The organism is Lacisediminimonas profundi (assembly GCF_008831265.1).
Taxonomy (GTDB): Bacteria; Pseudomonadota; Gammaproteobacteria; order Burkholderiales; family Burkholderiaceae_D; genus Lacisediminimonas; species Lacisediminimonas profundi.
The window spans coordinates 68479-81056 of record NZ_VTTH01000008.1; the positions used below are offsets into that span (position 1 = coordinate 68479).

Sequence of the window (12578 nt, forward strand, 5' to 3'; positions counted from 1 at the left end):
CCCACTCAATCCAATCAGGCAATCCTCACGTGACACGTATTCCGCCAGTCCATGCTCTCTCCGCCTTCGAGGCGGCGGCGCGCCATGGTTCGTTTGCATTGGCAGCCAGCGAACTGTGCATCACTCCCTCTGCGCTGTCGCACAGGATCCGGCTGCTGGAGGACATGGTGGGCGAGCGGCTGTTCCTGCGAGAAGGGCGAAGCCTGGGGCTGACCGACTTTGGCCGCCGCTACCTGGATGTGGTGCGCCAGGCATTGCGAACCCTGACTGAATTCCCCATCGTGCAGCGCGAGCTGCGCGATGACAGTCGCGTCAAGGTCACGCTGCCGCCGACCTTTGCCCGCTACCTGTTCGTGCCGCGGCTGGCCGACTTCATGCGCCTGCATCCCCAAGTCAATGTTGAACTCTACCTGTCGGTGCCCTTGTACGACCTGTCCTTGTCGGAATGCGACATCGAAGTCCGCTTTGGCGCCGGCAACTATCCGGACCTGGTGTCGGAAAAGGTGTTCGAGGAACCGGCGTTCGCCGTTGCCAGCCCGGCATATCTTGCTGGCATCGCGCCCTTGCGCGCGCCGGCCGACCTGAAGCAGGCCAGCCTGATCCGCTCGGCGCTGGAGCCGTGGCAGCCATGGTTCGAGGCCGCCGGCCTGGACTGGCCGGAGCCGACCAGCGGCGTGCGTGTCGACGATCTCGGGCTGCTGCTGGAACTGATCAAACATGGGCACGGCGTCGGCCTGACGCGCGAACATTTTGCCCGCGAGATGCTGGAACGCGGGAAAGTCGTGCGCCTGTTCGACATCGAACTGGAGTCGCCGCCGCACGCCTATTACATGGTGTACGAAGAGCACACGGCGAAACGTCCGGAAGTGGCGCTGTTGATTGAATGGATGCGCGGCGCCCTGGGCAAGGCGCGCCGGGACTGACAGGAGATATTTCCTCCGGGCGAAAAAATTTCATCCTCCCCGGCCGGGCGGCCGGGCCCGGGCCGGCCTACAATCCTGAATCTTGCGGCCAAGGGCGGACCTGCCCGGCTGCGGTTTTCTGGTCCCATATCCGATGAACGCTCCGATCACAGTCCCCTTCACTGCAGCCCGCCAGCGCGAAGTCGTCGACGCCCTGCGTGCGGTACTGCCCGCGCACTGCGTTCTGTTCAATGAAGAAGATACCCGGCCCTACGAATGCGATGGGCTGTCTGCCTATCGCCAGCTGCCAATGGTGGTGGCGCTGCCGGAGGACGAGGCGCAGATCGTCGAGGTGCTGAATGCCTGCCGGCGGCTGGAAGTCAGGCTGGTGCCGCGCGGCGCCGGAACCGGCTTGTCGGGCGGCGCCATGCCGATTGCCGATGGCGTCGTGCTGTCCACTGCACGCCTGAGCCGGATCATCAAGGTCGATCCGTATTCCCGCACCGCGATTGTCCAGCCTGGCGTGCGCAACCTGGCAATCTCGGAGGCGGCAGCTGTCCACAAGCTGTACTACGCTCCAGATCCTTCCTCGCAGATCGCCTGCACCATCGGCGGCAATGTGGCCGAGAATTCCGGCGGCGTGCACTGCCTCAAGTATGGGCTGACGGTGCACAACGTGATGCGGGTGCGCATGGTCACGATCGAGGGCGAGATCGTCGAACTTGGCAGCGAGGCGCTGGATGCCCCGGGCCTTGACCTGCTGGCAGTGTTCATCGGCTCCGAGGGCATGCTCGGGGTCGTCACCGAAGTCACGGTCAGGCTGGTGCCCAAGCCGCAGCAGGCGCGCGTGATCATGGCGTCCTTCGACGATGTCGTGAAAGGTGGCAATGCCGTGGCCAACATCATCGCTGCCGGCATCATTCCGGCCGGACTGGAAATGATGGACAAGACCAGTACGCGCATGGTCGAGCCCTTCGTCAAGGCCGGCTATGACACCGAAGCCGAGGCGCTGCTGCTATGCGAGTCGGATGGCACGCAGGAAGAGGTGGAAGAGGAAATCGAACGCATGACGGCGGTGCTGACAGAATCCGGCGCGACCGCGATTGCGGTGTCGCATTCGGAAGCGGAGCGGCTGAAATTCTGGTCGGGCCGCAAGAACGCATTTCCCGCCGCCGGGCGCATCTCGCCGGACTATTACTGCATGGACGGCACCATTCCGCGCAAGCAGTTGGCCGCCGTGCTGTCCGGCATCACGCGGATGGAAACGAAATACGGTCTGCGTTGCGCCAATGTGTTCCACGCCGGCGACGGCAATTTGCATCCGCTGATCCTGTTCGACGCCAACCAGCCGGACGAACTGCATCGCGCCGAGCTGTTCGGCGCCGAGATCCTCGAATTGTGCGTCGAGGTCGGCGGCACCATTACCGGCGAACACGGTGTAGGCATCGAGAAAATCAACTCGATGTGCGTGCAGTTCGCACCCGAGGAGCGCGAGGTGTTCTTTGCCGTCAAGCGCGCATTCGACCCGCCCTTCCTGCTCAACCCGGACAAGGCCATACCCACCCTTCATCGCTGCGCCGAGTACGGCAAGATGCACGTCAGCAAAGGCAAGTTGAAATTCCCCGACCTGCCGCGCTTTTGAATCGGTCGCGAGAATCCTCGGACTCCCGGAAAAGATATGGAACAGGTACTGCAAGATTTTCGCGAACGCATTCGCGCCGCCGCCGCTGCCCGCCAGCCGCTCCGGATCAGGGGCGGGGGCACCAAGGACTGGTACGGCCAGACGCTGGCCGGCGAGGTGTTCGACACCCGGCCTTATTGCGGCATTGTCGACTACGATCCGACCGAACTGGTCATCACTGCCCGCTGCGGCACCCCGCTGGCCGAGCTGGAGGCAGCGCTGGCGCAGCAGAACCAGATGCTGGCCTTCGAGCCGCCGCATTTCGGCGCCGGCGCCACGGTGGGCGGCATGGTGGCTGCTGGCCTGTCGGGGCCGCGCCGGCAGGCCGTGGGCGCGGTCCGCGATTTCGTGCTTGGCGCAACCATCATGGACGCGCACGGCCAGGTCCTGAATTTCGGCGGCCGGGTCATGAAAAATGTCGCCGGTTACGACGTGTCGCGCCTGATGGCCGGCTCCATGGGTTCGCTGGCGCTGCTGCTCGAGGTATCGCTCAAGGTGCTGCCGCGGCCCTTCATGGAAACCACGCTATGGCTGGGTGCGGACCAAGCCAATGCGATTCGCATGCTCAACGAATGGGGCGGGCAACCGCTGCCGATCTCGGCCAGCCTGTGGCACGACGATACCCTGCTGGTGCGGCTGTCCGGCGCGCGGTCGGCAGTCGGCTCTGCTCGCAAGCTGCTGGGCGGCGAAACGGTGGACGACGCTGACGCGCTCTGGCAACGGGTGCGTGAACAGCAGCATCCGTTCTTCGCGGCGCAGTCGGCCACGCCATGCTGGCGACTGTCGGTGCCGTCGAGTACGCCACCGCTGGCATTGCCTGGGGAGCAGATGATCGAATGGGGCGGCGCGCTACGCTGGCTGCGTGCCGACGATGCCGATGCCGGCACGGTGCGCGCTGCGGCCGAACGGGTGTGCGGTCACGCCACGCTGTTCCATGGCGGTAACAAGCAGGACGGCGTGTTCCATCCGCTGGCGCCAGGGGTGGCCACCATCCAGCGCAAGCTGAAAAAGAGCTTCGACCCCGACGGCATCTTCAACCCGGGCCGTTTGTACAACGACTTCTGACCATGCAAACCAATCTCGCAGATTTCATCAAGGACACGCCCGAGGGCAGGGAGGCGGACGCCATCTTACGCGCCTGCGTGCATTGCGGGTTTTGCACCGCGACCTGCCCGACTTACCAGTTGCTGGGCGATGAGCTCGACGGTCCGCGCGGCCGCATCTACCTGATGAAGCGCGTGCTGGAAGGCGAGCAGCCGACCCGGCGCACGCAGCTGCACCTGGACCGTTGCCTGACCTGCCGCAATTGCGAGACCACCTGTCCCTCGGGCGTTCAGTACGGCCGCCTGGTCGACATCGGACGCAAGGTGGTGGAGGACAAGGTTACCCGTCCTTTCGGGGAGCGGGTGGTGCGCACCCTGTTGAAAGAAAGCTTGCCCCGCCAATGGATATTCAGCCCCGCGATGAAGCTCGGGCAGGCGCTGCGCCCCTTGCTGCCGCCGTCCTTGCGCAACAAGGTGCCGGCACGGCAGGAGAGCGGCATCTGGCCGGTCCGCCAGCACGCGCGCAAGATGTTGTTGCTGGAAGGTTGCGTCCAGCCGTCGATGTCGCCCAACACCAATACGGCGACAGCCCGCGTGCTCGATGCGCTGGGTGTCGAGTTGATCCGCGCAGCGGAAACCGGCTGCTGCGGCGCGATCCGCTACCATCTGAACGATCACGACGGCGGACGGGACGATGCCCGCCGCAACATTGACGCCTGGTGGCCCCATGTCCAGGCCGGTGCCGAAGCAATCGTGATCAACGCCTCCGGTTGCGGCGTCATGGTCAAGGAATACGGCCACTTGCTGGCGGCCGACCCGAAATACAGCGCCCGGGCGCAAGCCATTTCGCGTCTGGCCAAGGATATATCCGAGGTGCTGCACGAGCATATTGACGGACTGCGCGCCAAGGTGCAGGCGATGCAGGCCAACGCGGGCGAGGAGGGCGGCCACTCGCCGGTAGCCTGGCATCCACCCTGCACCTTGCAACATGGGCAGCAGATTCGTGGCGTGGTCGAGGAGATCCTGCAGGCCGCGGGAGTCGAAGTGAAGATGTGCGCCGACAGCCATTTGTGCTGCGGATCGGCCGGGACTTATTCGGTGCTGCAGCCGGAGCTTGCCTATCGCTTGCGCGATGACAAGCTGAGGAAGCTGGATGAAACCGGTGCGAAGCGGATTGTTTCGGCCAATATCGGTTGCGTGACGCACCTGCAGTCAGGGACCGACAAACCGGTCGAGCATTGGATCGAACTGGTGGACCGGATGATTTCGAGGGCCGTCAGCTAAACGCTTCTTCCGCTGATTCCGTCCAGTCTGCCTTGCCGGCGCGCGCATCATGCCCCCGATTGCCACGCTGCAAGCTGGCCGCATTCCATTCCTTGCGAAGCCGCTTGGCCTCGCTGGCGCAGTTGCGCATCGCGTCGGCAACCCGTCCGGCAGAGATTTGCTCCAGATGGCCAAGCGCCAGCGTGAACACTGCGTGTCCGGTCAGCGGCTCGATGCCATAGCTGCCAGCTGCTTTTGACATGTTCAGCTGGTTTTGCATCAGCAGGGTTTCATAGGCGGAGGCCTGCAGTTGTGGATCCACCGGACCGAGGTCTGCATAGCAGAACATCCGGTGAGGAGCGCTGCCCGGTTCAAGGAACAGGCCGACCGGAATGCCGTCAATGGCGAGGTATCCCTTTTCCATCAAGCTGACTTCACCGCCGATACCCAGCGTCTTGCATGCCGCGCGGCAGAGAGCGCCAAAATTCGTCTCCGTCATGAACTTCTCCTGCAGGAAATTGAGAGGCGAAGGGCCATTGAACCGGCGACCTTCAATCGTGCTGGTCAGAACCGGCGGGTGTGTAACGGAGATTGCGATTACGTTCCCGTCACAGGCGGCGACATGCCTGCGAAACCACAAGCATGTCGGCGTGCGGCCAAGTGCGGACTATTGGGACTATTGTGCGGAAGGCGATTCGTCGAGCAGTCGCTCGATCGAAGGAATCATCCGATTCGGCGGCACGATCGGTGCGAACCGCTCTTGCACTTTGCCATTGCGGTCGACCAGGAATTTGGTGAAATTCCACTTGATCGCCGTGCTGCCGAGAATGCCTGGCGCAGCTTCTTTCAGGAAGGTGAACAGTGGGTGGGCTTGCGGGCCATTGACGTCAAGCTTGTCGAACAAGGGAAAACTGAGCGCGAAGCGGGTGCTGCAAAACTGCGCTATGTCGGCGGCGCTGCCAGGTTCCTGCTGGCCGAACTGGTTGCAGGGAAAGGCCAGCACCACCAGGCCGCGCTCACGGTAGCGTTGATACAGTTCTTCCAGGTCGCGGTACTGGGGTGTGAATCCGCAGTTGCTGGCGGTGTTCACCAACAGCAGCACCTTGCCGCGGTAGCAGTCGAGACCGACGCTTTCTCCCTGCAGCGTCCTGGCTTCGAAATCGAAAACCGAGCGCGGGGTGTCCGTCACACGATACCCAGGTGCTCGGTGCCGGCCGCGAGGTCGCGGTCGCGCGAGTCCTTGCCGTGCAACTTGATGGACAGGCGCAGGTCGTTGACCGAGTCGGCGTTGCGCAAGGCATCTTCGTACGAAACCTTTCCGGCTTCGTACAAGTCGAACAGCGCCTGGTCGAAGGTTTGCATGCCGAGTTCGCGCGATTTCTTCATGATTTCCTTGATCTCGTGCACATGGCCCTTGAAGATCAGGTCCGAGATCAGCGGCGAATTCAGCATGATCTCGACCGCAGCGGCGCGCCCCTTGGTCGCTTTCAGCGGGATCAGGCGCTGCGAGATCATTGCCTTCAGGTTCAGCGACAGGTCCATCAGCAACTGCTGGCGGCGTTCTTCCGGGAAGAAGTTGATGATGCGGTCGAGCGCCTGGTTGGCATTGTTGGCATGCATGGTCGCCATGCAAAGGTGTCCGGTTTCGGCGAAGGCGATCGCGTAATCCATCGACTCGCGGTCGCGGATCTCGCCGATCAGGATCACGTCCGGCGCCTGCCGCAGCGTGTTCTTCAGCGCCGTGCTCCAGTCCGCTGTATCAACCCCGATCTCGCGTTGCGTGATGACGCAATTCTTGTGCGGATGGACGTATTCGACCGGATCCTCGACGGTAATGATATGGCCGTAGCTGTTTTCGTTGCGGAAGCCGATCATGCCGGCCAGCGTGGTCGATTTGCCGGAGCCCGTGGCGCCGACCATGATGACCAGGCCGCGCTTGGTCATCACGATTTCCTTCAGCACGTCCGGCACGCCGAGGTCGCCCAGGGTCGGGATGGTGGTCGTGATGGTCCGCAGCACCATGCCGACCCGTCCCTGCTGGACGAAGGCGGAGACCCGAAAGCGGCCGAGGCTCGCCGGGCTGATTGCGAAGTTGGCTTCCTTGCTCGCTTCGAATTCGGCCGCCTGCTTGTCGTTCATGATGGCCCGCGCCAGTTCCATCGTGTGCTGGGCGGTCAGCGGCTGGTTCGACACTGGCGTCATCTTGCCGTCCACCTTGAAAGCCGGCGGGAAGTCGGCGGTGATGAACATGTCGGAGCCGCCCTTGCTGAGCATCAGCCGCAGCAGGTCGTGCATGAATTTTGTCGCTTGCTCGCGTTCCATCTCGTGTCCTTTGGTGCTTCAGTGGGGCCGGGCCGGCGCTTGCCGGCACCGGGGTCAGCCGGGGAAATTTTCCGGTGTCTTCGCAGCGAAGCGCGCGGTTGCGGGGGAAATGATGTTGCGCTTGACCAGGTCGGACAGGTTGCCGTCGAGTGTCTGCATGCCGACGTTCGATCCGGTCTGGATTGCCGAATACATCTGCGCAATTTTCGCTTCCCGGATCAGGTTGCGGATTGCCGGCGTGCCGAGCATGATTTCATGGGCGGCGACCCGGCCCGAACCGTCCTTGGTCTTGAGCAGGCTTTGCGATATCACCGCCTGCAGTGATTCGGACAGCATCGCCCGCACCATCTCCTTTTCGTCGCCGGGGAACACGTCGACAATACGGTCGATGGTCTTGGCCGCAGACGATGTATGGAGCGTGCCGAACACCAGGTGGCCGGTCTCGGCTGCGGTCAGCGCCAGCCGGATCGTCTCGAGGTCGCGCAGTTCGCCGACCAGGATCACGTCCGGATCTTCCCGCAAGGCCGAGCGCAGCGCGTTGGTGAACGAGTGGGTATGCGGTCCGACCTCGCGTTGGTTGATCAGGCTTTTTTGTGACTCATGCACGAATTCGATCGGATCCTCGACCGTCAGGATGTGGGCGTACTCGGTCTCGTTGATGTGGTTGACCATCGCGGCCAGCGTGGTCGACTTGCCGGAGCCGGTCGGGCCGGTCACCAGCACCAGGCCGCGCGGCTTGAGCGCCAGGTCGGCAAGGATTTTTGGTGCGTTCAGCTGTTCCAGCGTCAGCACCTTGGACGGGATCGTCCGCAGCACGGCCGCGGCGCCGCGGTCCTGGTTGTAGGCATTGACGCGGAAGCGCGCCAGGCCCGGAATCGCAAACGAGAAGTCGCACTCGAGGTTTTCCTCGTAAAACTTGCGCTGGCCGTCGTTCATGATGTCGTACACCATCGCGTGTACTTCCTTGTGGTCCATCGCCGGCAGGTTGATGCGCCGGACATCGCCGTGGACCCGGATCATGGGTGGCATGCCTGCGGACAGGTGCAGGTCAGATGCCTTGTTCTTGACGGCAAAGGCGAGTAGTTCCGAAATGTCCATTTATAATCCCTGCTCCGTGGAGGAAAACCCGACCTGGATGAAGTCGAATTGATTCGATTTGTCGAGGCGGCAAGAAGTTGCCTGCAGTCATCCCGAAGTCATCCCGATTATGTCTCCAATATCTCGCAACCTGCAAGCCGTGCAGCAACAGATCGCCGCTGCGGCGCTCAAGGCGTCGCGGGACGTGCACGACGTGACACTGCTGGCTGTGTCCAAGACCTTCGGTCCCGAGGCGGTGATCGAGGCAGCCGATGCCGGGCAGCGCGCCTTTGGCGAAAACTACCTGCAAGAAGCGCTCGACAAGATCGATGCGGTGCGCCGATTGCGCCCGGACCTGGTGCTGGAATGGCATTTCATTGGCCCGATCCAGAGCAACAAGACGCGCCAGATCGCGGAACATTTCGATTGGGTGCATTCGGTCGAGCGCGAAAAGATTGCACAGCGCTTGTCCGACCAGCGTCCGGCATCGCTGCCGCCGCTGAACATTTGCCTGCAGGTCAATATCAGCGCAGAGGAAAGCAAGAGCGGTGTTGCGCCTGGCGAAGTGCTGCCGCTGGCGAGGGCAGTGGCGGGCTTGCCGCGCTTGCGCCTGCGCGGGCTGATGGCAATTCCCGAGCCGGCGGCGGATTATGAACAGCAGCGCCTGCCGTTCCGGCGCGTGCGCGAGCTTGCCGACAGCTTGATCCGGGATGGCGTGCCGCTCGACGCGCTGTCCATGGGCATGTCAGCCGACCTGGAAGCGGCGGTGGCCGAGGGCGCGACCATCGTGCGCGTCGGCACGGCGATTTTTGGCAAGAGAACCTGAAGCAAAGACCGAACAAAGCGAAACCGGAAAACACATCATGCAAAACAATATGCGCATTGCCTTCGTTGGCGGTGGAAACATGGCCACTGCCCTGATCGGCGGACTGGCCGGGAAACTGACTGCCGCAGCCAACATCCACGCGATAGATATCAGCGAGGCTGCGCTGTTGAAATTGAGGGAGCAGTTTGGCGTCACGACGTCCGTTGCGATCGATGCGGCAGTCGCCCAGGCGGATGTCGTGGTGCTGGCGGTAAAACCGCAGCAGATGAAGGAAGTGGTGGCGGCCTTGCGGCCGCACCTGGGCTCGCAATTGCTGTTGTCGATCGCTGCCGGCATTCGCGCGCTTGACCTGTCGCGCTGGCTAGGCGGCTATGGCGCAATTGTTCGCACCATGCCGAATACCCCGGCGCTGATCGGACGCGGCATCACCGGCATGACGGCGCTGCCTGGCGTCAGCGCTGCGCAGCGTGAATTCGCGGACGCAATCATGCAGGCCGTAGGACAGACCGTGTGGCTGGATGACGAAAGCCTGATCGACCCGGTGACGGCGGTATCCGGAAGCGGACCTGCTTATGTGTTCTATTTCATCGAAGCGATGCAGGAAGCGGCGCAGGCCATGGGCCTGACTGCCGAGCAGGGCAAGCAACTCGCGATTGCCACCTTCACCGGCGCGGCGGAACTGGCTGCCAAGTCCAGCGACCCGGTCTCGCTGCTGCGCGAGCGGGTCACCTCCAAGGGCGGCACGACTTACGCTGCGCTGACCAGCATGGAGCAGTCAGGCGTGAAGGAGTTGATCATCAAGGCGATGAAAGCGGCATCGGCGCGCGGCAAGGAGATGGGGGAAGAGTTCGGGCGGGATTGAGTTTTTTTGATGGTGTGGTTTTGCGGCTTTTTGGCTTGCGGATGGTGTGGCTGGTTTTGATGGTTGTGGTTGTTAAGCCGGGAGACACCCCGGCGGGTGTGTTCCTTTCTTTTTAAAAAGAAAGGAACCAAAGAAAACACCGTCAAAACCCACTTGGCCAACGCCCGCTTCGATAGGCAACCAGACTCGGATGTCTGGGCTAATCCAGTGCGACGCTCGCGAGTGATGATCCCTCGGCTGTGTGCCGCTTACCTAATCAGCCAACCCCATGAAGTGTCTTATACCGATGCCCGGCGCACCGTTGACTCTTAATGTTTTTCGAAGCTTCAAACAAGCGACGGGTCTGTTTCACGAAAGGCCGAGCACCGCAGTTGTTTCCGGAGATCCCCGCGCCCCCTGGCAACACGCCCTCAAGAATCAATTAGCAGCTTCGAAAATAATTGGGAGTCAACGAGCGGTGGTGTGCGGTCGGCGGCATTGAAGCGGGTTGGCTGATCCCGGTCAGAGGCGAACGAGTGGCAGGACCTTCCTCGCGAACGCCGCAATGGTTCGGCCCAGGCGTCCGCGTCTGGTTGGCTATCGAGGCGAGCGTTGGCCAAGTGGGTTTTGACTTTGGTTTCTTTGGTGACTTTCTTTTCCAAAAGAAAGTTACACACCCGCCGGGGTGTCTCCCGGCTTCACAACGACAAACAACAAACCCAGCCACGCCACCCGCAAGCCAATAAGCCAACAAGCCGCCAAACCATCCACCCCCGGATGTAGCCCGCACTTTCAGCGCAACGCAAAATCCATCGCAATCCCGGCAAACACCGCCGCCCCCAGGTAATTGTTGTACCTGAACGCCGCAAAACACCCCATCCGGTCGCGCGCCCGGATCAGGGTGTAATGATGCACCGCCATCCCCGCTGCCACCGCCATCCCGGCGGCAAACCATCCGCGCAATCCCAGTTGCCAGCCAATCACGAAGATCATTCCCAGTGCCACCGCATAGCAGGCCATCACCGCCGCCACGTCCAACCGTCCGAAGGTGATGGCCGAGGTCTTGATGCCGATCTTCAGGTCGTCGTCCCGGTCCACCATCGCATATTCGGTGTCGTAGGCAACCGCCCAGAACACGTTGGCCAGCAACAGCATCCAGGCTTCCGGCGGCACCTGGTTCTGCACGGCCGCATAGGCCATCGGAATCCCGAACCCGAATGCAATCCCGAGGTAGGCCTGCGGAATCGCGAAGAAGCGCTTGAAGTAGGGATAGCTGCCGGCAATCGCCAGTGCCGCCAGGGACAGCAGCTTGGTCAGCGAATTAAGCGGCAGGATCAGCAGGAAGGCGGCCAGCGACAGCGCCGCAGCCACGGCCAGCGCCTCCCAGCCGCTTATGCGGCCGCTGGTCAGCGGCCGGTCGACGGTGCGCTTTACATGGCGGTCGAAATCCTGGTCGGCGTAGTCATTCACCGCACAGCCGGCAGAGCGCATCAGCACCGTTCCCAGCGTGAAAATCACGACCAGCTTCCAGTCCGGATTGCCGTTGGACGACAGCCACAAGGCAGACAGGGTTGGCCACAGCAGCAGAAGGATGCCAATGGGCTTGTCCATCCGGATCAGGCGCCAGTAGAGCTGCAAGCGGGACTCGGCCAGTATCATTTCACGCATCCGTTGCGGCCGGGTCCTGCAGCATCTCCACCCCATGCAGCTTGCAGGAATGCACCGCATTGCGCACTGCCTCGATCGCTGCGGTGCGGGTGAAGCTCTTGCGCCAGGCCAGCACCACCCGGCGCGACGGTCCCGGATCCTTGAAGGGGATGTAACGCAGCATGCTGTCCGGCGCTTCCGTTTCCGGCACCGAAGCTTGCGGCAGTACCGTAATGCCGATGCCCGAGGCCACCATGTGGCGAATGGTTTCCAGCGACGAGCCTTCGAAGGTGCGGGCGATGCCGTCACCGGTAGTCGAAAAGCGCGACATCTCGGGGCAGACTTCCAGCACCTGGTCGCGGAAACAGTGGCCGCTTCCCAGTAACAGCATGGTCTCGCTCTTGAGTTCATCGGCCGGAATGACGTCGCGGCCGGCCCATCGGTGATGGCGCGGTACGGCGACCACGAAGGGTTCATCATACAAGGGCAGCACCGACAGTCCCTGGGTGGCGAACGGCAGGGCCATGATGGCGGCGTCGAGTTCCCCCTGGCGCAGTTGCTCTATCAGCCGGGTGGTGAAGTGCTCCTGCAGGATCAGCGGCATCTGCGGCACGCGGTCAATCATCACGCGCACCAGTTGCGGCAGCAGATAAGGGGCAATCGTGTAGATCACGCCCAGCCGCAGCGGCCCCGCCAGCGGATCCTTGTTCTGCTTGGCGATTTCCCTGATGGCGGCGGTCTGTTCCAGCACCCGCTCGGCCTGCGCGACGAGCTGCGTGCCCAAGGGCGTCATCGTCACTTCGCTGCCACCGCGCTCGAATATCACGACGCCTAATTCGTCTTCCAGTTTCTTGATCGCGACCGACAGGGTCGGCTGGGCGACGAAGCAGGCCTCGGCCGCATGGCCGAAATGTTTCTCGCGAGCGACGGCGACGATATATTTGAGTTCGGTGAGGGTCATGGCGGATATCTTACC

Annotated in this window: 12 protein-coding genes; 6 read left to right on the forward strand and 6 right to left on the reverse strand. The window is 62.6% G+C overall.

Annotated elements, in window-relative coordinates:
* Positions 1-29 precede the first annotated feature (29 nt).
* The 4 genes from FVE66_RS19150 to glcF all read left to right on the forward strand — a co-directional run bounded on the left by FVE66_RS19150 (position 30) and on the right by glcF (position 4910).
* Positions 30-923: a LysR substrate-binding domain-containing protein gene (locus FVE66_RS19150; RefSeq protein ID WP_151449083.1), complete on the forward strand. Its 894-nt coding sequence runs from the start codon at positions 30-32 to the stop codon at positions 921-923.
* A 133-nt stretch (positions 924-1056) separates the two neighbouring features.
* Positions 1057-2544: an FAD-linked oxidase C-terminal domain-containing protein gene (locus FVE66_RS19155; RefSeq protein ID WP_151449084.1), complete on the forward strand. Its 1488-nt coding sequence runs from the start codon at positions 1057-1059 to the stop codon at positions 2542-2544.
* A 36-nt stretch (positions 2545-2580) separates the two neighbouring features.
* Positions 2581-3648, forward strand: coding sequence for a glycolate oxidase subunit GlcE (glcE, locus tag FVE66_RS19160; protein ID WP_151449085.1), 1068 nt, complete (start codon positions 2581-2583; stop codon positions 3646-3648).
* A gap of 2 nt (positions 3649-3650) precedes the next feature.
* Positions 3651-4910: a glycolate oxidase subunit GlcF gene (gene glcF, locus FVE66_RS19165; RefSeq protein WP_151449086.1), complete on the forward strand. Its 1260-nt coding sequence runs from the start codon at positions 3651-3653 to the stop codon at positions 4908-4910.
* Here the strand turns inward: glcF and FVE66_RS19170 are convergent.
* From FVE66_RS19170 to FVE66_RS19185, 4 genes are all read right to left on the reverse strand, one after another.
* On the reverse strand, positions 4903-5388 hold the full coding sequence (locus FVE66_RS19170) for a type III secretion system chaperone family protein (RefSeq protein ID WP_151449087.1): 486 nt from the start codon (positions 5386-5388) through the stop codon (positions 4903-4905). The genes glcF and FVE66_RS19170 overlap by 8 nt on opposite strands.
* 177 nt (positions 5389-5565) lie before the next feature.
* Positions 5566-6078, reverse strand: a complete 513-nt coding sequence (locus FVE66_RS19175) for a glutathione peroxidase (RefSeq protein WP_151449088.1) — start codon at positions 6076-6078, stop codon at positions 5566-5568.
* Entirely contained in the window at positions 6075-7211 is a 1137-nt protein-coding gene (locus tag FVE66_RS19180) for a PilT/PilU family type 4a pilus ATPase (protein ID WP_151449089.1), read from the reverse strand. The genes FVE66_RS19175 and FVE66_RS19180 overlap by 4 nt, the downstream gene beginning before the upstream one ends.
* A gap of 54 nt (positions 7212-7265) precedes the next feature.
* Positions 7266-8309, reverse strand: a complete 1044-nt coding sequence (locus FVE66_RS19185; RefSeq protein WP_151449090.1) for a type IV pilus twitching motility protein PilT — start codon at positions 8307-8309, stop codon at positions 7266-7268.
* 109 nt (positions 8310-8418) lie between these two features.
* On the opposite strand from FVE66_RS19185, the gene FVE66_RS19190 reads away from it, so the two are divergent.
* Positions 8419-9114 carry a YggS family pyridoxal phosphate-dependent enzyme gene (locus tag FVE66_RS19190; protein WP_151449091.1) on the forward strand — a complete coding sequence of 232 codons (696 nt, stop codon included), beginning with the start codon at positions 8419-8421 and terminating at the stop codon, positions 9112-9114.
* Between the two features lie 37 nt (positions 9115-9151).
* Positions 9152-9976, forward strand: coding sequence for a pyrroline-5-carboxylate reductase (gene proC, locus FVE66_RS19195; protein WP_151449092.1), 825 nt, complete (start codon positions 9152-9154; stop codon positions 9974-9976).
* A gap of 771 nt (positions 9977-10747) precedes the next feature.
* Here the strand turns inward: proC and ubiA are convergent.
* Complete coding sequence (ubiA, locus tag FVE66_RS19200) at positions 10748-11623, reverse strand: 4-hydroxybenzoate octaprenyltransferase (protein WP_241673291.1); 876 nt, start codon at positions 11621-11623, stop codon at positions 10748-10750.
* Complete coding sequence (locus FVE66_RS19205) at positions 11616-12563, reverse strand: LysR substrate-binding domain-containing protein (protein ID WP_151449094.1); 948 nt, start codon at positions 12561-12563, stop codon at positions 11616-11618. Before FVE66_RS19205 ends, ubiA begins: the two co-directional genes overlap by 8 nt.
* Between the last annotated feature and the right edge of the window lie 15 nt (positions 12564-12578).